This window comes from Streptosporangium subroseum, assembly GCF_900188345.1.
Lineage (GTDB): Bacteria > Actinomycetota > Actinomycetes > Streptosporangiales > Streptosporangiaceae > Streptosporangium > Streptosporangium subroseum.
The window spans coordinates 133,152-158,525 of sequence record NZ_FZOD01000011.1; the positions used below are offsets into that span (position 1 = coordinate 133,152).

The 25,374-nt window shown below is 70.9% G+C and carries 21 protein-coding genes; 12 read left to right on the forward strand and 9 right to left on the reverse strand.

Going from position 1 to position 25,374, the window contains the following annotated elements; genetic code table 11:
- Positions 1 to 42 precede the first annotated feature (42 nt).
- The gene (locus CHC08_RS14165) at positions 43 to 972 is read right to left on the reverse strand and encodes a DMT family transporter (RefSeq protein ID WP_089207720.1); all 930 of its coding nucleotides are present in this window, start codon (positions 970 to 972) and stop codon (positions 43 to 45) included.
- 94 nt (positions 973 to 1,066) lie between these two features.
- On the opposite strand from CHC08_RS14165, the gene CHC08_RS14170 reads away from it, so the two are divergent.
- Both CHC08_RS14170 and CHC08_RS14175 read left to right on the forward strand, forming a co-directional pair.
- On the forward strand, positions 1,067 to 1,957 hold the full coding sequence (locus CHC08_RS14170) for a LysR family transcriptional regulator (protein ID WP_089207721.1): 891 nt from the start codon (positions 1,067 to 1,069) through the stop codon (positions 1,955 to 1,957).
- 345 nt (positions 1,958 to 2,302) lie between these two features.
- On the forward strand, positions 2,303 to 3,937 hold the full coding sequence (locus CHC08_RS14175; protein WP_089207722.1) for a phosphodiester glycosidase family protein: 1,635 nt from the start codon (positions 2,303 to 2,305) through the stop codon (positions 3,935 to 3,937).
- A 229-nt stretch (positions 3,938 to 4,166) separates the two neighbouring features.
- On the opposite strand, the gene CHC08_RS14180 is transcribed toward CHC08_RS14175, so the two are convergent.
- The gene (locus CHC08_RS14180; RefSeq protein WP_089207723.1) at positions 4,167 to 5,609 is read right to left on the reverse strand and encodes an MFS transporter; all 1,443 of its coding nucleotides are present in this window, start codon (positions 5,607 to 5,609) and stop codon (positions 4,167 to 4,169) included.
- Between the two features lie 100 nt (positions 5,610 to 5,709).
- On the opposite strand from CHC08_RS14180, the gene CHC08_RS14185 reads away from it, so the two are divergent.
- The gene (locus CHC08_RS14185; protein ID WP_089207724.1) at positions 5,710 to 6,204 is read left to right on the forward strand and encodes a winged helix-turn-helix transcriptional regulator; all 495 of its coding nucleotides are present in this window, start codon (positions 5,710 to 5,712) and stop codon (positions 6,202 to 6,204) included.
- A 234-nt stretch (positions 6,205 to 6,438) separates the two neighbouring features.
- Positions 6,439 to 6,699: a hypothetical protein gene (locus CHC08_RS14190; RefSeq protein ID WP_089207725.1), complete on the forward strand. Its 261-nt coding sequence runs from the start codon at positions 6,439 to 6,441 to the stop codon at positions 6,697 to 6,699.
- Positions 6,700 to 6,883: 184 nt separating this feature from the next.
- Here CHC08_RS14190 and CHC08_RS14195 read toward each other — a convergent pair whose 3' ends face one another.
- The 3 genes from CHC08_RS14195 to CHC08_RS14210 all read right to left on the reverse strand — a co-directional run bounded on the left by CHC08_RS14195 (position 6,884) and on the right by CHC08_RS14210 (position 10,790).
- A complete protein-coding gene (locus CHC08_RS14195) occupies positions 6,884 to 7,405 on the reverse strand; it encodes a methylated-DNA--[protein]-cysteine S-methyltransferase (RefSeq protein ID WP_089207726.1) in 522 nt (173 codons plus the stop codon).
- A gap of 39 nt (positions 7,406 to 7,444) precedes the next feature.
- Positions 7,445 to 8,917 carry an AlkA N-terminal domain-containing protein gene (locus CHC08_RS14200; RefSeq protein ID WP_089207727.1) on the reverse strand — a complete coding sequence of 491 codons (1,473 nt, stop codon included), beginning with the start codon at positions 8,915 to 8,917 and terminating at the stop codon, positions 7,445 to 7,447.
- A 1,384-nt stretch (positions 8,918 to 10,301) separates the two neighbouring features.
- A complete protein-coding gene (locus CHC08_RS14210; RefSeq protein WP_245878310.1) occupies positions 10,302 to 10,790 on the reverse strand; it encodes a MarR family winged helix-turn-helix transcriptional regulator in 489 nt (162 codons plus the stop codon).
- A gap of 77 nt (positions 10,791 to 10,867) precedes the next feature.
- Between CHC08_RS14210 and CHC08_RS14215 the strand changes: the two genes are divergently transcribed.
- Positions 10,868 to 11,377 carry a cupin domain-containing protein gene (locus tag CHC08_RS14215; protein ID WP_089207728.1) on the forward strand — a complete coding sequence of 170 codons (510 nt, stop codon included), beginning with the start codon at positions 10,868 to 10,870 and terminating at the stop codon, positions 11,375 to 11,377.
- A gap of 99 nt (positions 11,378 to 11,476) precedes the next feature.
- On the opposite strand, the gene CHC08_RS14220 is transcribed toward CHC08_RS14215, so the two are convergent.
- Positions 11,477 to 12,118, reverse strand: coding sequence for a TetR/AcrR family transcriptional regulator (locus CHC08_RS14220; RefSeq protein ID WP_245878311.1), 642 nt, complete (start codon positions 12,116 to 12,118; stop codon positions 11,477 to 11,479).
- A gap of 78 nt (positions 12,119 to 12,196) precedes the next feature.
- Here CHC08_RS14220 and CHC08_RS14225 point away from each other — a divergent pair, with 78 nt between their 5' ends.
- From CHC08_RS14225 to CHC08_RS14235, 3 genes are all read left to right on the forward strand, one after another.
- On the forward strand, positions 12,197 to 13,060 hold the full coding sequence (locus CHC08_RS14225; protein WP_089207730.1) for an RNA polymerase sigma-70 factor: 864 nt from the start codon (positions 12,197 to 12,199) through the stop codon (positions 13,058 to 13,060).
- 197 nt (positions 13,061 to 13,257) lie between these two features.
- Positions 13,258 to 13,818 carry a TetR/AcrR family transcriptional regulator gene (locus tag CHC08_RS14230; RefSeq protein WP_089207731.1) on the forward strand — a complete coding sequence of 187 codons (561 nt, stop codon included), beginning with the start codon at positions 13,258 to 13,260 and terminating at the stop codon, positions 13,816 to 13,818.
- A gap of 170 nt (positions 13,819 to 13,988) precedes the next feature.
- Positions 13,989 to 15,749 (forward strand): alpha/beta fold hydrolase, encoded by a 1,761-nt coding sequence (locus tag CHC08_RS14235; protein ID WP_245878312.1) that lies wholly within the window; start codon positions 13,989 to 13,991, stop codon positions 15,747 to 15,749.
- Here the strand turns inward: CHC08_RS14235 and CHC08_RS14240 are convergent.
- On the reverse strand, positions 15,716 to 16,579 hold the full coding sequence (locus CHC08_RS14240) for a LysR family transcriptional regulator (protein WP_089207732.1): 864 nt from the start codon (positions 16,577 to 16,579) through the stop codon (positions 15,716 to 15,718). The two genes, CHC08_RS14235 and CHC08_RS14240, sit on opposite strands and share 34 nt — an antisense overlap.
- A gap of 82 nt (positions 16,580 to 16,661) precedes the next feature.
- Here CHC08_RS14240 and CHC08_RS14245 point away from each other — a divergent pair, with 82 nt between their 5' ends.
- The gene (locus tag CHC08_RS14245; RefSeq protein ID WP_143653215.1) at positions 16,662 to 17,975 is read left to right on the forward strand and encodes an MFS transporter; all 1,314 of its coding nucleotides are present in this window, start codon (positions 16,662 to 16,664) and stop codon (positions 17,973 to 17,975) included.
- On the opposite strand, the gene CHC08_RS49550 is transcribed toward CHC08_RS14245, so the two are convergent.
- Complete coding sequence (locus tag CHC08_RS49550) at positions 17,939 to 18,727, reverse strand: pyridoxamine 5'-phosphate oxidase family protein (protein ID WP_245878313.1); 789 nt, start codon at positions 18,725 to 18,727, stop codon at positions 17,939 to 17,941. The genes CHC08_RS14245 and CHC08_RS49550 overlap by 37 nt on opposite strands.
- Before the next feature lie 287 nt (positions 18,728 to 19,014).
- A complete protein-coding gene (locus CHC08_RS49555) occupies positions 19,015 to 19,170 on the reverse strand; it encodes a hypothetical protein (protein ID WP_179282028.1) in 156 nt (51 codons plus the stop codon).
- Positions 19,171 to 19,867: 697 nt separating this feature from the next.
- Here CHC08_RS49555 and CHC08_RS14260 point away from each other — a divergent pair.
- From CHC08_RS14260 to sthA, 3 genes are all read left to right on the forward strand, one after another.
- Positions 19,868 to 23,410, forward strand: coding sequence for a protein kinase domain-containing protein (locus CHC08_RS14260; RefSeq protein WP_089207735.1), 3,543 nt, complete (start codon positions 19,868 to 19,870; stop codon positions 23,408 to 23,410).
- A gap of 138 nt (positions 23,411 to 23,548) precedes the next feature.
- The gene (locus tag CHC08_RS14265; RefSeq protein ID WP_089207789.1) at positions 23,549 to 23,806 is read left to right on the forward strand and encodes a hypothetical protein; all 258 of its coding nucleotides are present in this window, start codon (positions 23,549 to 23,551) and stop codon (positions 23,804 to 23,806) included.
- A 67-nt stretch (positions 23,807 to 23,873) separates the two neighbouring features.
- Positions 23,874 to 25,277 carry a Si-specific NAD(P)(+) transhydrogenase gene (gene sthA, locus CHC08_RS14270; protein ID WP_089207736.1) on the forward strand — a complete coding sequence of 468 codons (1,404 nt, stop codon included), beginning with the start codon at positions 23,874 to 23,876 and terminating at the stop codon, positions 25,275 to 25,277.
- Positions 25,278 to 25,374 lie beyond the last annotated feature (97 nt).

Sequence of the window (25,374 nt, forward strand, 5' to 3'; positions counted from 1 at the left end):
TCGAACACTGTCCGCCACGGGGGGTGACGCCGTCGCCTGTTCTCAGTTCCTCGGTGCGGCGAGCGTCGCCGGGTCCTCCGTGGCCGGCGACGGCGGCCGCTTCTGCCGCGTCATCCCGACACCGACGAGCACGACGACCATTCCCGCGATGACACGGAGACCGAGTTCCTCACCGAGCACGATCGCCCCCAGCGCCACCGAGACGATCGGCAGCAGGTAGCCGACGGTGGCGGCGCTGGTCGCGCCTTCGTCCGCGATGAGCCGGTAGTTCAGGTAGAAGGTGATTCCGGTGCTGAAGACCCCGAGGATGGCGACGGCGATCACGGCCTTCGCATTGAGATCCACCGGCGCCGTGCCGCCGGCGGCCAGGGCCGACGCGCTCAGTCCCGTGGCGGCGACGAGTTGGGCCGCGGCCAGGGCGAGAGGGGCGCCGCCCTTCCGGATGAGCTTGCGTCCCATGTAGGCGAAGGCGATGGCATAGCTCGCCGTCGCCCCGAGCAGGGCGAGGGAACCCCAGCTCAGAAGCCCGGCCTCGTGCCAGGGGGCGAAGATCAGCACCGTACCCGCGAACCCGAGCAGGAGCCCGCCCAGACGGGCTGGGCGGAGTCCGCGCTCGGTGCCGATGAGGATGCCGATCAGCAGGGACCACAGCGGAGTCGTCGCGTTGAGCACGCCGGCCGTCCCGGAGTCGGCGGTCTGCTCACCGATGCCGAAGAGGAGGAACGGCAGAGCGTTGCAGAAGAGGGCGGCCACGACGAGGTGGCCCCAGGTCACGCGATCTCGCGGGAGGCGCTGGCGTGCGAGGCGGGCCAGGGCGAGAAGGACGGCCGCACCGAGCGCGGAGCGAACGAAGGCGATCTGGAGCGGGGTCAGCCCGTTGTTCAGGGCCAGCTTGATCCAGAGAAAACCCGATCCCCACAGCAGCGCGAGTACGGTCATGCGGGCCAACGAGCCACGTCCGCCGGTGGTCACTCTTCGCCTCCTCGTTCGGTTCGACATGAACGGTGCCCGAGGACAACCCGACAGGACAAGTGAAAACTTCTTCAGCACCTTTAAGCTGTGCTACATGCTTGATGTGCGACGCATGCAGGTCCTCCGCGCGGTGGTCACCAGCGGGTCGGTGACCGCCGCGGCGACGGATCTGGGATACACCCCGTCCGCGATCAGCCAGCAGGTGGCGGCGCTGGAGAAGCAGGTCGGGCTCGCGCTGCTCGAGCGCGTCGGCCGGGGCGTACGGCCGACGGCGGCCGGGCGGTTGCTCACCGAGCACGCGGCCATCATCGGCGGGCAGGTGGCGGAGGCGGAGGCGGCGCTGGCCGACCTGCGAGCCGGGCGCACGGGGCGGTTGGCGATCCGCTACTTCGCGACGGCCGGTGCCACCCTGGTGGCGCCCGCGCTCGCCCGGTTCCGCCGGGAGTATCCGGGCGTGCAGGTCGACCTCAAGATGACCGACCCCGAGGACCCGCTGGGGGAGGTGACGCAGGGCCGGGCCGATCTGGCCCTCGTGGTCCGGCCCCACGACCGGCTCCACGAAGGTGTCCACCTCGTCCACCTGCTCGACGATGCCTATCGCGCCGTCCTGCCCAAGGGGCACTGGCTCACCACGGAACGAGTCCTTGACCTGGCCGATCTCGCCGGCGAGCCGTGGGTCGGCAGCGAGGGCCCCGGTCCGTGCCTCGACGCCATGCTCGAGGGCTGTGCCGCGGCGGGTTTCAGCCCGCACTTCGTGGTGGAGAGCGAGGACTACGCCACGGCGCAGGGATTCGTCGCCGCGGGCCTGGGGATCAGTCTCATCCCGGAGATGGGACTGGCCAACCGCCACCCCGCCGTCGTCGTGCGCAAGGTTCGCAGACCGGAGCCCCTCAGGGTGATCCACGCGGCGGTGCGGGAGACCTCGCTGGGCCAGTCCGCGCTCGGCGGGCTGCTCGCCGCACTCGGGGACGCGGCGACGCGGTGAACGTCGGCCGCCCGCGCGAGCCGGCGGGGCGTCGGGAACGGCAAGGCCGGCCGCCCGTGCGGGCCGGCGAGACCGGGCACGGCAAGGCCGTCCGTGCGGGCCGGCGAGACCGGGAACGGCAACGTCTTCGCAGCCCGGCCGCGACGTACGGCTCGACGGTGTCATCCTGGGCGAGGAGGGCCGGGAGACATCGGATCGAGTCGTTCACCTTCCTGACCATGGATGCATTCCTGGTTCAGTCCCGCAGTTTGTCTTGGTGCGTTGGACTTTCGACTCGATTGTCTTGATCGGAATCGTCCGTGCTTCGGATGACTCCGGTCGTTCACCGAGCCACAAGGATGTGTCATGAACAACCGCCCAGGCCTCGGCCGCAGTTCCCGTGCACGGCTCGCGCTCGGCGTGGCCGCCGTGCTGGCCGTCGCAGCGCCACTGTCGATCTCCGGGGTGGCCGCCGCGGCAGAGCCGGCCGTACCCGCCGTGTCCACCGCCTCGAACGACGGCGGGACCGCGGCGCAGTGGACGACACGGACCGTCGCGCCGGGCGTTGAGGTGCGCACCGGCACGGTCAGGAACCCCGCGGCCACACCCGGCTGGACCGTCACGGTGCAGGCCGCCGTCACGTCCAGGTTCGGCACCCCGGCCTGGGCCGTGGTGGGAACGGAGTCCTGGGCCTCGGCGACCGTGAGCCGGTTGCGCGCCGCCGGCTTCGAGCCTGACACGACCCGGGTGCCGTGGCCGGATTACACCGACACGCCGCGCGGCCTCATGGGCGTACGGATCCGGGTCGGCTCCTACCCGACCCAGGACGCGGCGAAGAGCACGGCGTCACAGGTCACCGCGGCGGGATTCCGTACCGTCGTGGAGTGGACCGGCTACGACTCCGACCAGCCGGCCGACGTGGAGAACATCCAGGTCGCGGTCATCGACCCGCGCAGGTTCACCGGTTCCGTCAAGGCCACCCACGACGGCAACGTCGCGCAGCGGGAGACGACGTCGTCGGTGGCCGCCGAACTGGGCTCGCTGGTGGGCGTCAACGGCGGTTTCTTCCTCACGTCCGACGCCGACGGCGTCCAGGGCGTCCAGGCCGGCATCGGCGCCTACAACGGCGAGCTGGCCTCGATGGCGGTGGGTTCGCGCGCGGCGCTGATCCTCGGGGACGGCGGCCGGCACAACCGGATCGCCGATCTGACCACCACCGTCACCGCGAGCGCCGGTCGCTTCGACCGTGCCGTCGGGGGCATCAACCGCACGCCGGGACTGGCACGGAACTGCGGTCTGCCCGGCGGGATCCCCACCGCGGAGCCGCGCCATGACACCACCTGCACCCTGATCGACGACCTGGTCACATTCACGGCCGAGTACGCCCACGACCTGCCGGTCGGTACCGGTGTCCAGGCGGTGCTGGACTCCAAGGACCGCGTGGTGTCGATCGGCGTCCGGGGAGGCGTCGTCGCGCCCGGTCACACCGTGCTCCAGGGCATCGGCGCGGCGGCCGACTGGCTCACCGCCCACGCCGTGGTGGGCAAGAAGGTCTCCGTGACGGAGGTCGTTCGCGACGCGGACGGCCGGCGGGTCAGGCTCGGCGCGAACGACAGCGTCATCAGCGCCGCCCCGACCCTGGTGGAGAACGGACGGATCCGCATCGACGCCGCCACCGAGGGCGTCGTCGACCCGGCGGACCTGTCCTTCGGCTACGCGTGGGCGAACAACCGCCAGCCCCGGACGATGGCGGGCATCGACCGGCGGGGCCGGCTGCTGCTGGTCACCGTAGACGGTCGTCTCAGCGGCGGGAGCGAGGGCTTCACCATCGCCGAGGGCGCGGCCTTCATGCGGTCCCTCGGCGCGGAGCAGGCGCTGAACCTGGACGGCGGAGGCTCCACCGCCATGGCGGTGAACGGCACGCTCGTCAACCGCCCGTCGGACGCGACGGGCGAGCGCGCCGTGGGCGACACGATTCAGGTACTGCCGCGCACCCGCTGACGTCGGTCCGTACGCCGGCGTCCACCAGAAGGTGAACCGGCGAGGGGCGCCCCGGCCCTCACGACGGCCGGGGCGCCCCTCGCTACGTTCGCGGCGGAACGGAACTCCTCCAACTCGGGATCAGCACCCGCGCACGGGGCGCGCCTCCTCATCGACGGTGGTCATGGTGGTGGTGTCACCGGACTCGTCCTTGGTCGCGTTGAAGGACGGTGTTCGACGGCCCGCCGTTCTATCCGGTCACGGTCACGGTCTCGGCGGGGACGGGCTCGGGGATCCGGGGCGCCTTGCGGGCGCGGAGGCCGAACGCGGTGACGACCGCGCCGAGGACCCCTGCGACGACCGGGACGACGAGGGCGGCCTGGAGCGCGTTCAGCCCCGCTTCCGGTGAGCCGCCGTCGCCGAGCGCCGCGACGTTGACGGCGGTCACCGCCGACAGGCCGAGGGCCGTGCCGAACTGCATCGCGGTGTACAGCAGGCCGCCTGCCAGGCCGTGCTCGTGTTCGTCCACGCCGTCGACGGCGGCCATGGTCAACGGGCCGTAGGCCAGGGAGAAGGCCAGCCCCAGCAGGATCATGGTCGGCAGCATGGCGGTGTAGGCCCAGTCCAGCCCGACGGGCAGGAACAGCACGTAGGCCAGGGTCGCCAGGACCATGCCTCCGAAGAGCACCGGGACGTTGCCGAACCGGTTCACCAGCCGCGGCGTCAGGGTCGGGGCGAGAACCGTGTCGACGCCGATCACCAGCATGGCCAGACCCGTCTGCAGCGTGCTCCAGCCGCGCAGTTCCTGCAGGTACAGGGTGACCAGGAACTGGAAGCCGGCGAAGGAACTCAGGAACAACAGCGCTCCCAGATTGGCGCGTACCAGGGGTCCCGAGCGCAGGATGCCCAGTCGCACCAGGGGGTTGGCCGCCCGCCGCTCGATCACGACGAAGGCGGCCAGCAGCGCCAGACCCGCGGCGAATGTCCCCACCGTGCCGGCCCGGCCGTTGCCGGGATGCTCCAGGCGGACCACCCCGTACACCAGCAGCAGCATCGCCCCGGTGATGCCGAAGGCGCCGGCGAGGTCGAAGCCGCCGGCCGGGCGTTCCGGAGCCCTCGAATCCTTGAGGAGAGGGATGGCGGCCAGCAGGATCACCGCCGACAGGATCACCGGGGCGAAGAACACCCATCGCCAGCCGAACGAGGCCAGCAGACCACCGGCGACCAGGCCGAGCGAGAAACCGCCCGCCGCCGTTCCGGCGTAGACCCCCAGGGCCCTGGTGCGCTGCGGGCCCTCGGGGAAGTTGCCGGTGATGAGTGACAGCCCGGCGGGAGCCATGAACGCGGCCGCGACCCCGGTGGCGAACCGGGCGACCAGCAGCATCCAGCCCTCGGTGGCGAAACCGCCCAGACCGGAGAAGACCAGGAAGACGGTCAGCCAGAAGAGGAACATCCGGCGGCGGCCCAGCAGGTCGGCGGTGCGGCCGCCCAGCAGCATGAACCCGCCGTAACCGAGCACGTAGGCGCTGACCACACCGCTGAGCATCCCGGTGGACAGGCCCAGGTCGGCCCGGATCGACGGCAACGCGACGTTCAGCATCGCCACGTCGATGCCCTCCAGGAAGATGGCTCCGCACAGTACGAGCAACACACCCCAAGCACGTCCGTCCATCCGGCCGCTCGATGTGGACATGAGTCGATTCCTCTCGTGAAAGGCGGGACCGGCCCGGTTCTCCAAATGACTGCCGGTTCCCTCTTGTAACCAGCAGCAGCTTCGGACACCATCGATGACCATGGAAGACGGCACTTCAAAGTCCCCCGGTTACTGCGGGGATACCGACGGCGACTACGACGTTCTCCAGTGGGACACGCGGGAGGACTGCGAGGTCCGGCAGATCCTCGACCGGATCGCCGACAAATGGTCGCTACTGGTCATCGCCCTGCTCGATCAGCGCAGCCTGCGCTTCACTGAACTCCGCCGTGCGATCGACGGGATCAGCCAGCGGATGCTCGCCCGGACCCTGCGCCACCTGGAGCGCGACGGTCTGGTGAGCCGTACCGTGCACCCGGTCGTGCCACCGCGGGTGGACTACGAGCTCACGCCCCTGGGGGCGAGCCTGCACCACACCATCCGCGCGCTGGTCACCTGGACCGAGCAGCACCAGAACGACATCGCCACCGCCCGTTCGGCGTACGACGTCCGCGTGGCGGTCGAGCAGGAGACCACGGAGCGGGAGGCGGCGGAGCGGGACGCCCTCGCCCGGGACGTTCTCTCGGGCAGGCGCTGACCGTATTGCGCGAATATCGGCTGAGAGCCGCCCGCGTTTCCGTTCTCTGATTGGGGGGCGACGGTTGGGGTAGGCGCTGCGCGCTGTAATCAGCGGCTCAGAACGGCGAAAAGCCGGTCATCGAGGACCGGTTGCTCGCCGCGACGCGGAAAGCGATGTCAGGTGCCCTGCGGAAACCGCGGGGCATCACTTTCCCGGCCGCGATGCGCATACGGTTCGACGAAAGGTGAGATCGTGGCGAGTAACTCGGGACAGACCGGCTCCGACGCGGCGTCGGCCGCAGCCAAGACGTTGGCGGACCCCACGTCAACCGCGGAGGAGAAGGCCGCCGCCGCCAGCGCGCTGTCGCAGGCTCCGGAGAGCGAGGGGGAGACCGGCGCCGAGGCGGCGTCGGCTTCGTCCAAGACGCTGTCGGATCCGAAATCGGACGGTACGGAGAAGTCCGCCGCGGCCAGCGCGCTGTCACAGACGCCGGAGGACGCGAGTAAGAAGTAGTCGCGGTCGCCCGGCTTGACCTCCGGGCCGTCCGCGATCGACCTCCGGCCTGTTCGACCTCTCCGGAGGGGTCCTTCTTACCCGGTGGACTGTGCCCCCCGCCGATGGCGTACGACGGCTCCCGGCTCGTTCGAGGGGGCCGTGCCGTCGGCGGGGGTCTACGGGCGGCATTCGCGGCGGCTCGTTAGAAGAGAGAGGTCCCGCCGACACCTCGTTCGAAGTCGAGCAGATACCGTTTTGTCGCCAGGCCGCCGCCGTAGCCGGTGAGGCCGCCGGTGGAACCCACGACGCGATGGCAGGGAACGATGACGCCGATCGGGTTCTTTCCGTTGGCCAGGCCCACGGCCCTGGCCGCGGTGGGCTGTCCGATCCGGTCGGCGAGCTGACCGTAAGTGATCGTCTCGCCGTAGGGGATGTCCCGCAGGGCGGCCCAGACCCGCCGCTGGAAGGGCGTGCCGGCGAGAACCATGGGGAGGTCGAAGTCGGTTCGCCGCCCGTCGAAGTAGGCCCGCAGCTGGCTTGCGACCTCGGTGAAAGGCGCGGGGTCGGGCTCGCCGAAGGTCTCTTCCGGCGGCCGGTGCCGTTGCCGGTGCATGTAGAGACCGGTGAGGACTCCATCGACCGCCACGAGAGTGAGCGGGCCGACGGAGCTGTCCACCACGGTGTGCGTCCGGTGTTCCAGCGGGTGGTGTTTCGGCAGGGTCATCAAGGGTCCTTCACGGGGATCTCTGGCCGGTGGGGGAGCTCAGTCGGCGGGGAGCCGGTTGACGGGGTGGTCGCCGGTGGCCCAGAGATGCTGAACGGCGTAGGCGCGCCAGGGTCGCCAGGCGACGGCATGGCGGATGAGCGCGGCAGGGGTGGCGGGAAGGCCGATCTTGCCGGCGGCGAGGCGGACGCCGAGGTCGGTGGGTATGAACGCGTCGGGGTCGCCGAGGGCACGCATCGCGATGGTCTCGACGGTCCAGGGCCCGACTCCCGGCAGCGCCGAGAGCTGTGCACGGGCTCGATGCCAGTCGCCGCCGACGCTGAGATCGATCTCGTCGGCGGCCAGGGCGGCGACCAGCGTGGTGAGCGTGGTGCGGCGCGCCCGGGGGAGGGCGAGCGCGGCCGGGTCCATCGAGGCCAGTGCCGCCGGGCCGGGGAAGAGATGGGTGAGGCCTCCGGCGGCGTCTGTGATCGGCTCGCCATGGGCGATGACCAGCCGGGCCGCATGGGTGCGGGCGGCCGCGGTGGACACCTGCTGCCCGAGCACCGCGCGCACCGCGAACTCGGACGCGTCCACGGTGCGGGGCACCCGGCGGCCGAGGTCCTTGTCGACGAGCGGGGCGAGCACCGGGTCGCCCCGGAGAAGATCGTCGACGGCGACGGGGTCGGCGTCGAGGTCGAGCAGGCGCCGGCACCGGCTGATCGCGGTGGAGAGGTCTCGGAGGTCGGTGAGGGCCAGCCGGCAGCCGACGTGGTCGGGCAGCGGCCGCAGGGTGGCGATGCCGTGGCCGTACGGCAGGCGCAGGGTGCGGCGGTAGGCGCCGTCGCGCCACTCCTCCACTCCGGGTACGGCGGTCGCGGCGAGATGCCCGAACAGGTTGCCGGGGCAGAGCGGGGCGCGGAACGGCAGCCGCAGCGACAGCGTCCCGGGGGTGGCCACCGGGCGCCCGCGGGCGACGCGGTCCCGGAGCTGGGTCGGCGTCAGGGCGAAGACCTCGCGCACGGTGTCGTTGAACGTCCGGATGCTGGCGAATCCGGCGGCGAAGGCGACATCGCTCATCGGCAGGGTGCTGGTCTCGATCAGCAGCCGGGCGGTCTGGGCCCTTTGGGCCCGTGCCAGCGCGAGCGGGCCCGCTCCGAGTTCGGCGAGCAGCTGCCGTTCGATCTGGCGGGTGCTGTAGCCGAGCTGCGTGGCCAGGCCGGGCACTCCAGCGCGGTCGACGACGCCATCAGCGATCATGCGCATCGTCCGCGCCACGACGTCGGCGCGTTCGTTCCACCGCGGGGAACCCGGGCTGGCGTCGGGCCGGCACCGCTTGCACGCCCGGAATCCGGCCAGCTGCGCGGCGGCGGCGCTGGGATAGAAGCGCATATTCTTGATCTTGGGCGGTACCACCGGGCAGCTCGGCCGGCAGTAGATCCCCGTGGTGATCACCGCACAGAAGAACCAGCCGTCGAACCGGGCGTCCTTGGACTGCACGGCCCGTACGCACCGCTCCACATCCTCATGCATATTGCCAGCATGGTCCGTGGTCGCTCCGTTGGGCTAGCGGAAATCCGACATCACCCGCAGGGCCGGACCGGTGCGCCGAAGGGGGCGGGCGCTGCGAGCCATGGCTCGCAGCGCCCGCCGCCTTCAAGGATCGGGAACCGCCGTCAGGCGCGCTCCCTGAGCGATCTTCCGTCCGCTAGAGGGGCCGTACCGGATAGGGGGGTCTTCCCTGATCAGGCCGACCTCCCGGGTTCGAGCCCTGATAAGGGGGCCGCACCTGACCCGGGTTCGAGCCCTGATAGGGAGGCCGCACCTGTCCCGGCTGACTTCCCGAGTAGGGAGGCCAGGGGTTCGGTCGCGGGGGCCAGGGACCGGGATGCGGCGGCCAGGGGTTCGGGTTCGGGTGGGGAGGCCAGGGGCCTGGGTGCGGTGGCCAGGGGTTCGGGTTCTGGTGCGGTGGCCAGGGGCCTGGGTGCGGTGGCCAGGGGTTCGGGTTCTGGTGCGGTGGCCATGGGTTCGGGTGAGGAGGCCACGGGTTCGGATGCGGGGGCCAAGGGTTCGGGTTCGGGTGGGGCGGCCAGGGGTTCGGATGTGGTGGCCAGGGGCCGGGACGGGGAGGCCAGGGGCCCCCGGGACCCGACGCGGGCACGCAGTCGTACTGCGGGCACGGCGTGGTGATGCACTGCTTGGGCGAGGGCACGCAGACGCGGCCCGGACCGCAGTTGACCGCCGCGCACGGAGATCCGGGAGGACTGCCGGGAGCGCTGCACGTACCGGCCGCCTGCGCGGCCGAAGCGGTGGCCGCCTGTACCGCCGGAGCGGTGACCGCCCGTGCCGCCGGGGCGGCGGCGGTGACTGTCTGTGCCGCCGGAGCAGCGGTGACCGCCTGCGCCGCCGGAGCGGTCGATAACCCGTCCGCCCAGGCCGCGGTCGTGGCGGCCGGTGATCCGGCCGCCACGACCATGGCCAGGATCGGGATCAGTTTTCGGAGCATTTTCCCCCCAGCTGTCATGATCAGTTCTGGCTCTCCGGCGATGCTCGCACCGGCCGTTCCTGCTAACGGCAAAATGACTCTCCGCAAGGCGGATGACTTGCCGAAAGCCAGGTGGCGACGCTGTAGCACTGGGGGTTACGGGTGAGAATGTCCCACCGCCGGGGACGCCGCGCCCCACGGGAGGACCGGGGGCCGGCGTACGGAGGCACGGCGGTCGTCGGTCCCGGTGGCGCTGTGCTGCTCAGGGTTCGCTCGTCACATGGTGGGGTCCGCGACCATCGCCCCACCCGGCGCCGCGCGGTCCGTCCGGGACGCCGGTGAGCACGCGGCCGAACCGCTCATCGGCGCCTGGGAGGCGAGGGCGGAAAGGGCTCGCGCGTCTGGCGGCGGGGGGAGCCGGAACGGCTGCGACTACTGAGGCGGCATTCCCGACAGCAGTTTCCGGACCAGCTCATCCAGGGTCGTGCGTTCCTGCGGGGTCAGCGACGACAGCAGCCGCACCTGGTTGGCGGTGTGCTCACTCACCGCGGCGTCGACGACCCGCCTGCCCTCGGGGGTGAGCGCGATCAGAAAGCTCCGCCGATCGTCCTGATCCAGCCGTCGCTCGATCAGGCCCGCGGTCTCCAGTCGGTCGAGGCGGTTGGTCATCCCGGCCCGCGACAGCATGAGCGTTTCCGACAGGGCCGAGGGAATCAGGATGTACGGCGGGCCGGACCGGCGCAGCGTGGCCAGAACGTCGAACTCCCCGCGCTGCAGGCCGTGTCGGAGGAACACCTCGTCGATGGCCCGGCCACCGATGACGTTCAGCCTGCCGAGCCGCCCGAAGACGCCCATCCCCGACAGGTCCAGATCCGGCCGCTCCCGCTCCCACTGGGCGAGGATCGCGTCTACTTCATCCACTCGGACATCTTATTCGACAACAGATAGTTTTACGCCTTATTGTCTTACGCATAACTACTTCGTCGCGGGAGGGCGAGATGTCACTTATCCAGCCGGTCGAGCACGGAGCGGTCATCGTGCGTGCCGCGGACGCCGAGATCGTCGGGCAGTCGCCGAGCACGATCCGGCTCCTCGCCGACTCCAGTGCCACCGGCGGTGCGCTGAGCACTCAGCGGGTGACCCTGGGGCGAGGCGCCGACGGCGCGACCCCTCATCACCACACGGCCTCGTCGGAGCTGTTCTACGTCCTCGACGGAGAGGCTCAGATTCTTGTCGGCGAGAGTGTCGTGACGGCGGGCGAGGGCGACCTGGTCGTCGTCCCGCCGAACACGGCCCATGCCTTCGCCGCCGCGCCGGGCGCCGGGGCCGATCTGCTGATCGTCATCACCCCGGGAGTCGAACGGTTCGACTACTTCCGGCTGCTGGGGCGTCTGGGCAGGGGCGAGGCGACGCTGGAAGAGCTCCTTGAGGCGCAGGAACTCTTCGACAACCACTTCCTCGACAGTCCGCTCTGGCGAGAGACCCGGGCGGTCGAGAACGGCGGCTGACGCGCCGTCCGGCCGGGGCGTACGGGTATCGGGGCCCGGTCACCCCGGGTATCCCGGTCGCCTTGGTCGTCCCGGTCGCTCCGGGCATGCCGGGAGGGTTTACCGGACGGTCCAGCGCCGGTTGAGCTCCTCGGCGTCGGGCGCCGGGCCGGGCAGGGGTCCGGCCGAGGTCAGGTGCATGGCGTCGAGGAGCAGGGCCAGATATCGGTGCCTGATCCGGGAGGTTCTGGCCTCGTCGCCAAGGCGGACCGCGGCGAGCTGATCGAAGATCATCGCCACATCGACGACGGTCAGGCCGGGGCGGAGCGCGCCGGCCTCCCTCGTGCGCTCGAAGACCCGCTCGGCGAGTTCGGACGCGTGGGTGGAGTCGCGGTGGAGGTCCTCGGTGGGAGCGAAGGTCCCGGCCAGGTTGATCGTCAGGGAGTGGATGTCGGCGTCCACGACGCGGCGCATGAACTCGGTGAAGGCGGCCCACGGGTCGCCCTCGTCGGCCAGGGCCATCTCGGCCTCGGCGATGTAGAGCTTCAGGCCGTCCGAGCAGAGCTTGCGGAGCAGATCCTCCTTGCCGGGGTAGCGGCGGTAGAGCGCGCTGATGCCGACCCCGGCGCGTTCGGCGACGGCGGAGATCGGCGCGCCGGGATCGGCGACGAAGACCGCGCGTGCGGCCTCCAGGATCACGTGGTCGTTACGTGCCGCCTGAGCCTTCCGGCCGCTCATGGGCGTCGGGGTCGTTGTCTCCACGCCCTCAATATATCTGCGGAACATAAGGTTCCGTTCTGTTGAAGGGAGGTTCTCGGAATCTCTGGCAACCTGGTACACGTGACGGAGGAGTTCGAGACGCACCGGCCGAAGCTGTTCGGCCTGGCCTACCGGATGCTCGGCTCGGTGGCCGAGGCCGAAGACGCGGTCCAGGACGCCTATCTGCGCTGGCGCGGCGCCGAGAGGGAGAGCATCGACTCGCCCGGGGCGTGGCTGGCCAAGGTGGTCACCAACCTCTGCCTCAACCGGCTGACCGCGGCCCGCACCACCCGCGAGCGCTATGTCGGATTCTGGCTCCCCGAACCCGCGCCGACCGGCGTGCTCGGCCCGCTGGAGACCGTCGAGCAGCGCGACTCGGTGTCCCTGGCGTTCCTGGTCCTGCTGGAGAGGCTCACCCCGGCAGAGCGGGCCGTGTTCGTGCTGCGCGAGGCCTTCTCGTACGGTTACGGCGAGATCGCCGAGGTGCTCGACCTGTCCGAGGCCAACTGTCGCCAGCTGTACGGCCGGGCCCGGCGGCACGTCGGCGAGCACCGGAGGTTCGACGCTCCCGGCGACCAGGGGCGGAAGATCGTGGAACGGTTCCTGGCGGCCGCGCGGAGCGGCGATCTCGCCGGGCTGGAGCAGGTGCTCGCCGCCGATGTGACGTCCTGGGCCGACGGGGGCGGCAAGGCCGCCGCGGTCCTGCGGCCGATCATCGGCCGTGAGAAGGTCATCCGTTACGTCATCGGGATCGCGACCAAGTTCGGGGCCGGAGTGGAGTTCGACTACGCCGAGGTCAACGGCCAGGACGCGATGCTCGCATGGCGGGAGGGCGAGCTCATCGGGGTATTCGTGATGGAGGTGGCCGACGGGATGATCGTCGGGCTCCGGACCGTACTGAATCCGGATAAGTTATCGCCTTTTTTGAGGCTCGCCGACGTGTAAGCCATCTCGGCCCTTGAGGCTCGCCGAGGCGTAGGCCGCCCTTGGCGCCGAGGGGTGATTCCCGGGCGAAAGCGGCCGATCGGGCCGTCGCGCTCACGTCCGGCGCGCCCGCCCCCGCGATCCTCCCTCTCTCCGGAAACTCCCGCTCTCCGGAAAGAGGGTTGCCAATAATAAGAAGACCGGTCTATTTTATGGATATGGGACAGAAGGGCGAGGAGACGCGCGGCCGGTTGCTCGACGCGACGCGAGATCTGATCGAGAGCGGTGGCTACTTCGGGGCCGGGCTGAACCAGGTGATCGCGACCAGCGGAGCGCCGCGCGGCTCGCTCTACTTCCACTTCCCCGGGGGCAAGGACCAACTGGTCGCGGAGTCCGTACGGCGGGCGGGTCGTGAGATCGGCCAGGTCGTGCAGGACCTGGCCGAGACCGCGCCCGACACCGTGACCCTGGTCACCGCGGTGCTGGGGCTGCTCGGCGATCGGCTGGAGGCGTCCGGGTGGCGGAAGGGCTGCCCGGTGGCCACGGTCGCGCTGGAGATGGCGGCCATCAGTGATCCGCTGCAGGAGGTCTGCTCGGAGGTCTACGGATCCTGGGAGGGTTCGCTCCGGGACCGACTGGTGGCCGACGGGCACCCCGAGGCCGCCGATGTCGCGGTCACCGTTCTCGCCCTGATCGAGGGGGCGCTGCTGCTCGCCAGGGCGCACCGCAGCCGGGAGCCGCTCGACCGGGTGTCCCGTCAGATCACGGCGCTGCTCTGACCCTGTGTTCCGTCGGATCACGGCGCTGCTCTGACCCTGCGTTCCGTCGGATCACGGCGCCGCTCTGACCCTGCGTTCCGTCAGATCACGGCGCCGCTCTGAAGGATCCGCTCCGGTGGGTTCCTGCATGTCCATTTAATATGTAGACCGATCTATTTTGGAGTGATCACGTGACCATCGGCCCTCTCGGCTCCGCCGATCCCATCGATTCCATCGTTTTCGGCGCGGCGGGATTCATCGGGCGTTCCCTGGTCGCGGAGCTGCTCCGCCAGAGGCGCCGGGTGGCCGCCGCCGTGCGCGGGCCCGGGGACCGGCTCACGTCGTGGCTCGCCGCGCGGGAGGTGGACACCTCGGGGCTGACCGTCGTCACCACCGACATCACCGTGCCCGGTCTCGGCCTCGAAGGCCAGGAGGAACTGGAGGGACTGGAGGACCTGGAGCAGGTACGCGACGTCTACAACACCGCGGCCCGCTTCGCCTTCGGGCTGAGCGTCGAGGAGGCGAGGTCGGCCAACGTGACGGGGGCGCTCAACGTGGTCGACTGGGCCGCCGCCCGTCCCGGCCTGCGCCGGCTTGTCCACATCAGCGGCTATCGCGTCTCCGGCGGCCCCGTGGACTACCGAGGGGAGGGCGCCTACGAGGCGTCCAAGAAGGAGGCCGACGGGGCGGTGCGGGTCCGGGCGCGCGAGCTGGGAGTCCCGCTGACGATCGCCAACCCGTGCACCGTGATCGGCCCCGGCCAGTTCGTCGGCCTCGCCTCGATGGTCGAGGATCTCTGGTGCGGGCGGCTTCCCGCCCTTCCCGGCGGGCCGGACATCTTCCTGCCGGTCGTGGACGGAGACTACTTCGCCCGCTTCATGGCGGCCCTGCCCGTCCACGAGGAGACCGCGGGGAAGGCCTACTGGGTGCTCGACGACGAGACGCCCAACCTGCCCGAACTGGTCGGGCTGATCGCCGGGCACCTGGGCGTGCCCGCACCCCGTCTCTCGATCCCGCTTCGGGTGGTGCGGCGGCTGCCCCGCGCGCTCACCGGGACCGACCCCGAGACGTTGTCGTTCATCTCCACGGACCGCTACGACACCGCCCCCGCCCTGGAGTTCGCGGAGCGGGCGGGGCTCCGCATGCCCCCGGTCGGAGAGGCGCTCCGGCGCTGGGCCGACGATCTGGTCGGAGCCCGTTTCGGCAGGGGGCTCCCGCCGCGCGGGCCGTACGGGTTCCGCGGCGTGGCGGGGAGCAGGACCTGGGTGACGGGTGAACGGGAGAGTCCCGAGTACGTGCTGCTGCACGGGCTGCCGGTGGACGCCGATTCGTGGGAGGGCGTGCGCGACCTGCTGGGCGCGCCGGTCCTCGCCGCCGACCTGCCGGGCCTGGGCCGTTCCGCGCCCGCCCGCTCGCTGGACGACTGGACGGCGGACCTGATGGTCCCCGTCAGAACCCGTCCGGTTCTGGTCGGTCACTCCCTCGGCTGCGGGCCCGCCCTGCGTTACGCCGCGGCCCGCCCGGAGCGGGTGGCCGCCGTGGTCCTCGTCGCCCCGGCCTTCCTCCAGGCGCCGTCGGGACGGCTCTCCCGTTCGGGGGTGGCCGTGCCGATGCTGCGCGGGATGTCACGAGAGCGGCTGGGCAGCAGCCTCGGCCTTCCGGCGGACGCCATCACGGACCTGCGCCGGCCGGGTGCGGCGCGGCGCGTGATCGGGGCGATGCGTACGGCTCACGCGGCGAGGGAGGAGCTCCGTGGGCTGCTCGACCGGATCGAGGTCCCGGTGACGATCGTGGCCGGGTCCGAGGATCCGATCGCGGGGGACAGGCCCTTCACGGAGATCGAGGGCGCCGGGCACCATCCTCAGCTCACGCACCCCGAGGAGCTGGCCCGGGTGTTGCGAGCGGTCGGTGAGCGGGCTCACCCGGAGCCGTCGCGATCCGCCCGGGGCTGAGCCGAGGAGCTCATGGCGTAGAGCACGTCGCGCAGGCCCTCCTCGCGGCCGTTGAGCCAGACCAGGCGCAGGGCCAGGGCGGGAGCCTCCGGCTCCAGCGGGACCAGGGTGCCGGCCGCCAGGTCCTCGGCGATCGCGAAGTCGGGGAGCAGGGCCATTCCCGCCCCCTGCTTGGCCCACTCCCTGACGGTGACGACGCCGGGCAGCTCCCTCTGCTTGACGCCGAGGCCGAACATCCGGTCGGAGGCCATCCGGATCGAGCAGGCGGGTTCGGTCACCAGCAGGGTGTCGTCGTGCCCGGCGGGGGCCGCGACCAGCACCAGCCGCACCTCTCCCACGTCGAGGAAGTCCAGCTCGGGCGGTGGGGTGAAGCCGAGGCCGCCGATCCGCAGGCCGGAGTCGAGCAGCAGCCCGGCATCGAGGGAACCCCGGGCGATCTCGGAGAACAGCAAGTGCCTGGGGAGCGCGGTGACGTCGAGGTCGAGGTCGGGGCGGAGCTCGGCCAGGCGCCGGACGATGCCGGGCAGCCGGGTCGCCGCCAGCATCTCCAACGCGCCCACCCGGACCTTCCGCCGCTGCCCGGTGACGGCCAGCCGTACCGCCTCCGCGTGGTCGAGCAGGCCGCGGGCCTCGGCGAGCAGGGTCCGTCCCGGCCCGGTGAGCCGCATGCCCCGGGGCGTGCGCTCGAAGAGCGTCACCCCGAGGGACGTCTCCAGCCTGCGGATCTGCTCCGACGTCGATGCCGGCGCCAGGCCCAGCTGATGCGCGGCTCCGGTGATCGTGCCCGTCCCGGCGACCGCGACGAACCCCCGCAACTGCCGCAAATCCATGCCGTCAGCATACGGTTTTCCCGAACGCCCCATATGGCTGCGGCTGTTGAGATGAAATGTTCGATTCCGCAGAGTTGCCGGCATGCTCGCGACAACGTCCTTCCGGCGGCTCGCCGGAATCTCCCTCGCCTACTTCCTCGTTCTCCTCGACACCACCGTGCTCACCGTTGCCCTGCCCGACCTGCGCGCCTCCCTCGGAGGAACGTTCGCCGGACAGCAGTGGGCCGTCAACGGCTACACGGTCGCGTTCGCCGCGTCGCTCCTGACCGGCGGGGCGGTGTCCGACCGGTACGGCGCGGCCCGGGTGTTCCGGCTGGGAGTCACCGGGTTCGGGGTGATCTCCCTGATGTGCGCGTTCGCGCCCGATCTGGGACTCCTCATCGCCCTGCGCGCGCTGCTGGGCCTGATGGGCGCGCTCTGCCTGGGCAGCTCCCTCGGGCTGATCGCCCAGCTCTACACCGCCCCCGCCGAGAGGGCGCGGGCCATGGGGGTGTGGGCCGGGCTCACCGGTACCGCGCTCGCGGCCGGTCCGCTGCTCGGCGGACTGCTCGTGGAGTCGTACGGCTGGCGCGCGATCTTCCTCATCAACCCGCCGCTCGCCGCGGCGAGCCTCATCGCCGTCGGAGGCCTGGTCTCCGCCGTGGGAGCGGGCAGGATCGGCTGGGGAGTGCAGGCCGGGGCCTGCGCCTTTCTCGGTCTCCTGGCCGCGACGATCATCGAGGCCTCGGTCCTGGCCGCCTCGCTCGCCCTCGTGGCGCTCGCCGCACTGGTCTGGCTGGAGAGGCGTGCTCCCGCGCCCACGCTGCCCGGCGGGCTGCTCCGCGCCTCCTGGACGGGCCTGCTGACCGGAGGGGTGGTGAACTTCGCCTTCTCGGGAGCGCTCTTCGTGATCACGCTGCTTCTCCAGGGGGAGCGGCGGTTCACACCGCTGGAGGCGGGGCTGGCGTTCCTGCCCCTGACCATTCCGATGACCTTCAACGCGCTGCTCACCGGCCGCCTCGTCGCCCGGTACGGTCCCGGGCCCTCGATTCTGGCGGGTCTCGCCCTGCTGTCCGCGGGCCTGGTCTTCGCCCCCTCGACGGCGGGAATGATCATTATGGGCTTCGGCCTCTCCTGCTGCCTGCCCGCCCTGGTCGCCGACGTCGTGTCGATGGCTCCCCCCGGTACGGCAGGCACGGCGGGCGGCCTGCTCAACGCGGTGCGTCAGGTGGGCGCGGTCCTCGGAGTCTCGGTCATGGGAGTCGTCGCCCACGACGGGGCCGCCGGCGCCTCCCGCGCGCTGCTCCTTGCCGCGGTCCTCACCGTGCTCGCCCTCGCGGCCCAGTGCGGCACGCGCTGGGCCGGACGTCGTGCCGCGGGTCAGGACAGGCGCGTGCCCGCGCGTACGCCGATGTGATCGGGAGGCGTGAGCCCCTCGGGGAGCAGGGGATCGGGGATCGGCGCCAGCCAGGTGGTGGCGATCGGCAGCACGCCCGCCCAGAGCCCCAGCGCGGCGTCGGGCCCCTCACCGTCGTCGGGCGGGCCCGAGCTCATCTTGACGGACGCCTCCGCCAGGGAGATCGCGAGAATGGTCGTCGCCGCCAGCTCCTTGCGGCTGGGCTGCCTGGCGTAGTCCCACTGCCCGGGGGCGGAGTGCTCGGTCAGGATCCGCAGCGCGGTCAGCTTCTCCTCGCCCTCCAGCTTCCGGGGCACGCCGTAGACCATGGCGGAGCGGTAGTTGACGCCGTGCTCGAACACCGACCTGGCGAGGACGAGGCCGTCCACATGGGTGACCGTCACGCAGACCGTGCCCATGGCCGCACCCGTCTCGGCTCCCGATCCGCCCGGTGTGTCCTGTCTCGCATCCGTTACGGCGTCCGCGCCCGCGTCCGGGCTCTCGGATCCGTTTCGCGACCGTGAGGGCTCTCGCCCGGTCAGGCTCCGGCTGGCGGCCGACCCGTGGACGTAGAGGTTGTCGGCGTCGAAGCCGTAGACCGTGGGAACTACCATCGGCACGCCTCCGGAGATCACCCCGAGATGGCAGATGAATCCGGCGCGCAGCACCTCGTGCAAGGCGGCGCGGTCGGTCCGGCCCTTCTCACGGAGGCGGCGGTGCCGGGTGCGCTCCGTTGCCGATAATTCTGATAAGTCTGCCGATGATTCGTTCACGGAGGGATATTTAACCAGACATTGAAAACGGGCCCCCGACGATGGACTCTCCGTGACGAACGCGCCGGGCGACCAGCCCAGGGTAAATCTGTGGATCAGCCCTGAATATCGGGCATTGAGGGCAGAAAGGCGATTTTGGCGGCAGATTTGCGAGAGGCCAGTGAAACAGGCCTCCGGAAGGCAACGGCAGGCGTGTGATTTTTTGCCGTCGGGCGGGTGAAAGACCCGTGAGGCAGGGTCCGGACACAGAGAAAGACCCGTACGAGACGGGTCTTTCGCGGGCTGGATCAGGCGGCGGGGGTGGGGCCGCTCGTCCGTGGGAAGCGCAGGACGTTTCGTCCGGTGTAGGCGCGAAGGTCGACGACCTTCGTGTCACCGGGCGCCCTGCGGCGTGTCGCGGAACGGATGTCCCGGATCTTGAGCCGTGCGACATATGGTGGCACGACCACAAGTCTCTTCATTGAGCCCCCCGGCGTGATGGTCTTGTTATATGAGATGTCTACAGATCGCAGCATAAGACTGTCGTAAAGACAAGGTCAGTAGGGGAGCCGACGGCCCGAGGGTGACCGTAGGTCCAGACCGGAAGTGCGGATGGGACGGCGCCGGCCCTGCCGGGTGATTCTGGTGCGTCGCATGGTCTGCCCCTTTCCTTGGACTCACCGTGCTCCACGTCACTTGGCATCCGGTTGTCAACCGTTTGCAAGGCCGACCCGGCCGAGCTGGGCGGGCCCGCACGGAGGCCCATGCGAGCCAACCTAGTCCGCCATCGCCACTGGGATCAACCGTTTTGGTTACGGAAAGATTCACGAACCATACGCGTGGTGACGGTTCTGGGTGCCCGTGCCGAGCGCGGAGCCTCCGGCGCGAGCGGTGATATCGGGACCGTCGGCCGGACGGCGACGCGCCCGATCTCCCAAGGGTCCGTCCTGCCCAGCCGGAACCAGGCATCCTGGACCACGTCCTTGACCTCGTCGAGGCCGCCGGACGGCGCGTGGACCATCCCTGCCGGCCGAGGCCCGACTCGGCCACGACCTTCGTCACCGTTCACGTAAGGAGGACGAGACATGTCCCGAGTGCGCGACCCCCGGCGAACCACCCCGTCCGCCGGGGCGTCCGGCACACCGTCGAACGGAGAGTGAGGTGAAGGCCGGACTGATGGACGGGGACCCGCAGCGGCTGGGGGGCTACTGGCTGGCCGGACGGCTGGGCACGGGCGGTCAGGGCGTGGTCTACGAGGCCTACGACGCCGAGGGAAGACGGGTCGCGGTCAAGGTGCTGCACGGTGACGCGGGCACCGATCCCGAGCTGCGAGGCCGGTTCGGACGCGAGGCCGCCGCGGCCCGTCGCGTCGCCCCCTTCTGCACGGCGGGAGTGCTCGACGCGGACCTCGACGGGCTCAGGCCGTACATCGTCTCCGAGTACGTGGAGGGCCCGACGCTGCGCAGGGCCGTCGCGGAGGGCCGCCGCTTCACCGGCGGCGACCTGCATCGCCTCGCGACCGCGATCGCCACCGCGCTGACCGCCATCCACGAGGCCGGGGTCATCCACCGCGATCTCAAACCGGACAACGTGCTCCTCGGCCCCGACGGCCCCCGGGTGATCGACTTCGGTGTCGCCCGTACGGCGGACATGTCGCTGAGCGCGACCGGCATGGTGGCGGGCACCCCGACCTACATGGCCCCCGAGATCTTCATGGGCGGGCGTGCCGGCACGCCCGCCGACGTGTTCGCCTGGGGCGGGATCATGGTCTTCGCCGCCACGGGGGCGGACCCGTTCCGGGCGGAGAGCCTGGGCGGGGTCATGCACCGGGTGCTCTCCGTCCAGCCCCAGCTGGACATGCTGCCCGAGCGCCTCCGGCCGTTCGTGGCCGCCTCGCTCGCCAAGGACCCCGAGGCCAGGCCGTCGGCCAGGGATCTGCTGCTCGCCCTGGTCAGCGGGGAGGACGGTCTCGACACCCCGGAGCTGCTGGCGGCGGGCAGCGACGCCGGGGCCCTGGTCCGGGTCCCCGCCGCGGACCCCACGCTCGGCGCCCTCGCCGAGGAGGTGTACGCCGGGCTCGGCCCGGCCGAGCGGGACCTCGCCCCCGAGGTGTTCCTCCGGCTCGTCACCGTGACCGACGACGGCCAGCTGATCGTACGGCGGGCGCGGCGGGCCGAGTTCCTCGACGGACGGCCCGAGAACGAGGCCGCCGCCGTCCGGCGGCTGCTGCAGGCGTTCGCCTACCTCCTCAGTGACGACGACCAGGAGATCTGGCTGTCGCGGCCCGCGCTGCCGCAGGCCTGGCCGAAGCTGCGCACGTGGGTCCAGGCCAACCGGGACGGCCTGATCGTGCACCGGGGGATCCTCGCCGCCGCGCGGCGCTGGCAGAGCCAGGGCAGAAAGGACGGCGACCTGCTCCAGGGCAGCGGCCTGGAGAACGCCATGCACTGGGCGGCCACCGGCCGCCGCAACATCACGCTCAGCCCGGTCGAACGCGACTTCCTGGAGGCGGGCGCGGCCCTCGCCGGACGCCGTGCCCGCCGGAGCCGGCTGCTGTCCGCCACACTGGCCGCGCTGCTGGTGGTCGCGCTGCTCGCCGGGGCGCTCGCCGTACAGCAGAACAGGGCGGCCGACGCCCGCAGCGCCGTCATCGCCTCCCAGCGCGACAGCGCGGAGGCCCGGCGGCTCGCCACCGTCGCCGATTCGCTACGGGTCGCCGATCCGGCCAGGGCCATGCTGCTCAGCGTGGCCGCCTGGCGGCTGGCCCCGGTGACCGAGGCCAGGGCGAGCCTGTCCGGCTCGCTGGCCCAGTGGGAGACGGCCGCCTTCCACGATCCGGCCACCTCGATCCAGACGCTCAGGGCGCTGAGCCGAGACGGGCGGACGCTCATCAGCGCGGGGGAGGGCGAGGTACGGGTCTGGGACGTGCGGACCGGCAGGCGCACCGGCGGGTTCAGGGGGATCGGAGGGGACCTGCGGGCGCTGGCGCTGAGCCCGAGCGGCAGGCTGCTCGCGGTGATCAGCGATCTGGAGCTGAAGGTCTGGGACGTGACGACCGGCAGACCGACCGGCGTGACCCTCACCGTCCAGGGGCGTTTCGACGGCGGAGACACCGGAGCGTCCTTCGGGCAGGCCGAGAACCGGCTCGCGATCTTCCAGGGCGAGGCGCTCACGATCGTGAACCTCACCACGGGGAAGAAGAGGTCCCCGCCTACCTCCGGGAGCTTCGACATCTCCCCCGACGGACGCGGGCTCGCGGTCGGCGGCATCGACGGCACGGTGACGGCCTGGACACTGGACCGGCTCACGGGCGTCCCGCTGGGCGGCAGGTGCAACGGCTGCGCGCTGGGCGTGGCCTACAGTCCGGACGGCAGGACCGTCGCGGTCGCCCGGAACAAGGACATCGAGCTGCGAAACGCGTTCACCGGAGCGAAGCTGGACCGGCTCTTCGAGGAAGGCGGTAGCGGTGACCCGGTCTTCAGCCCTGACGGACGATTCCTGAGCATCGCGAACGAGACGAGCCTCAAGCTCTGGCGGGTCCGGGACGGACGGCTGCTGCTGACCCAGAAGATCAACGCGCTGTCGCCCGTCGTGGCCTTCGACCCGGACGGGCGCACGCTTCGCTATCTCACGGAAAGCTCGATGACGACTCTCGACATCACCGCGCTGACCAGGCCCGTCCTGCTGAAGGGGCCCGCGACCGGCTGGGCGGAGCTGAGTCCCGACGGGCGGCTGCTCGCCTCCAGGCAGACGGAGACGAGCGAGGTCGTGCTCCGGGACGTACGGCGGCGCACGCGCGTCGCCGCCCTGCGGGTCGGGCCGGTACGGGACGGCCACCTCGAGATGGCCTTCAGCGGCGACGGCAGGCGACTGGCGATCCAGACGGGCGGGGAGAGACCCCGGCTGACGGTCTGGGACACCGCCACCTTCCGGCGGATCGCCGCCGTCGCCGTCAAGCGCGACGCGCAGGCCGTCGCCGTGGCGATCAACGCCGACGGCTCCCTCGTGGCCTCCTACGCGAACTACCAGGATGTCCGGAAGGCATCCCAGGGGAGGAGGGGGGAGATCCACGTGTGGGAGGTGCCCGGCGGGCATCCGCTCTGGTCGCGGCCTCAGGAGTCCGTCGAGGGGCTGGTGTTCAGCCCGGACGGCCAAGCGCTCGCGCCCGTCGGGGGAGATCAACGCCTGCTGGACGCGGCGACGGGGAAGCCGTTCGGCAACGCGTACGGCTCGCCCGGCATCGGCGTCCCGACGACCGCGCTGGCCTTCGGCCGGGACGGTGCCCGCTTCGCCACCGCCGACCAGGCCGGGCGGATCTCGGTCTGGGAGACGGCGAGCAGGAGGCGGGTGGGCATCCTGGTCAGGAGCGGTGCGGGCGCGGGATCCATGCTGGCCCACTCGCCCCGTGGCGACGTGATCGCCGCCGGGGCCGGCGAACGGGCTGTCGCGCTGTGGGACGTCGAGACCGGGCTCCGCCTCGGCCAGCCGATCACGGTGCTGACCGGTGACCTCCGGTCGCTGGCGTTCAACGCCGACGGGTCCCGGCTGATGATGGTCGACCTCGACGGCGTCCTGGTCGACTATCCGGTCGATCCGGAGCTGGTGGCGAGCACGGTCTGCGCGCGGGCGGGTCGCACCCTGTCGCGCGGGGAGTGGAGCACCTATCTGAACGGCGTGCCCTATCGAAATGTCTGTCCTGCTTGAATACGGCTTTCTTCCCCGCGGCCGTGGTGACGGCGCGCGCTCTGAACGGGGAAATGACCGCGGTGAGAATGCCTGTCTGATCGGAAGATGCCTGGGTAGACCTACACGGAAGATGCCGTGAGTTTTCGGGGGGAAAACATGGCGCAGTGTGAAGTCTGCGGCAATGACTACGACATGAGCTTCGAGGTGCACGCCCAGGGAGTGGTGCACGTTTTCGACAGCTTCGAGTGTGCGATTCACCAGATGGCGCCGATGTGCGAACACTGCGGGGTCCGGATCGCCGGGCACGGGGTGGAGGCGGACCGGCGCTGGTTCTGCTGTGCGCACTGCGCTCGCGAGGAGGGCGCGAACGCGATCGTGGACCGCGTCGGGGTGTCGGCGGGGCAGGGTATGTAGGAGATGGTCTCCACGTAGATCCCTGGGAGTCTGGTCGTGGACGCCTCCGGCGTCCACACTGGTCTCCATGTATGACTTTGATCTGCTCGTGATCGGGACCGGTCCTGGCGGGCAGAAAGCCGCGATCGCCGCGGCGAAACTCGGCAAGAAGGTCGCGGTCGTCGAGAAGCGGGACATGCTCGGTGGAGTGTGCATCAACACCGGGACGATTCCCTCCAAGACCCTGCGCGAGGCGGTCCTCTATCTGACGGGGCTCAACCAGCGGGAGCTGTACGGGGCGAGCTACCGGGTGAAGGAAGAGATCACCGTCGCGGATCTCGGGATGCGCACCCAGCACGTCATCGGCCGCGAGGTCCAGGTGATCCGCAGCCAGCTGAGCCGTAACCGGGTGGTCATGCTGCAGGGAACCGCGCGGTTCCTGGACGAGCACACGGTCGGAGTCACCGGGGACGAGGAGAGGAAGGTCACGGCCGAGAAGATCGTGATCGCGACGGGGACCTCGCCGGCCCGCCCGCCCACCGTGGAGTTCGACGACCGGACGGTCATCGACTCCGATGCGATCATGCACCTCGACCGGGTGCCCGAGACGCTCGTCGTCGTCGGCGCCGGGGTCATCGGGATCGAGTACGCCTCGATGTTCGCGGCGCTCGGCACCAAGGTCACCGTGGTGGAACGCCGGGAGCGGATGCTGGAGTTCTGCGATCTGGAGATCGTGGAGGCACTCAAATACCACCTGCGGGACCTGGCCGTGACGTTCCGGTTCGGTGAGAGCGTCGCCGCGGTCGAGCGACGGCCGCGCGGGGCGCTGGCCATCCTGGAGAGCGGCAAGAAGATCCTCGCCGACTGCGTCATGTACTCCGCGGGACGGCAGGGCAAAACGGCCGAGCTGTGTCTTGAGGCCGCAGGGCTCGCCGCCGACGACCGGGGCCGGATCGACGTGGACGAGAACTACGCCACCCCCGTCCCGCACATCTACGCGGTCGGCGACGTGATCGGCTTCCCCGCCCTGGCGGCCACCTCGATGGAGCAGGGCCGGCTGGCGGCCCAGCACGCGTGTGGCGAGCCCGTCGCCAACATGCACGAGCTGCAGCCGATCGGGATCTACACGATCCCGGAGATCAGTTTTGTCGGAAAGTCCGAGGACGACCTGACCCGAGACAAGATCCCGTTCGAGGTGGGCATCTCGCGGTACCGGGAGCTGGCCCGCGGGCAGATCATCGGCGACTCGTACGGGATGCTCAAGCTGCTCGTCTCTCCGGATGATCGGCGGCTGCTCGGCGTCCACGTGTTCGGCACCGGGGCCACCGAACTGGTGCATATCGGACAGGCCGTGATGGGCTGCGGCGGAACGGTCGACTACCTGGTCAACGCCGTGTTCAACTACCCGACGCTGGCCGAGTCCTACAAGGTCGCCGCCCTCGACGCCATGAACAAGATGCGGGCGATCGCCCGGCTGACGGACGAGTTCTAGCCGGACCCGCCGGTCGGCCTCCGATGTCCCGCGCCGTACGGGCACGGGGCCGGGGACGTGGACTCCGTGACGGCCGGTGTCCCGGACCGTACGGGCT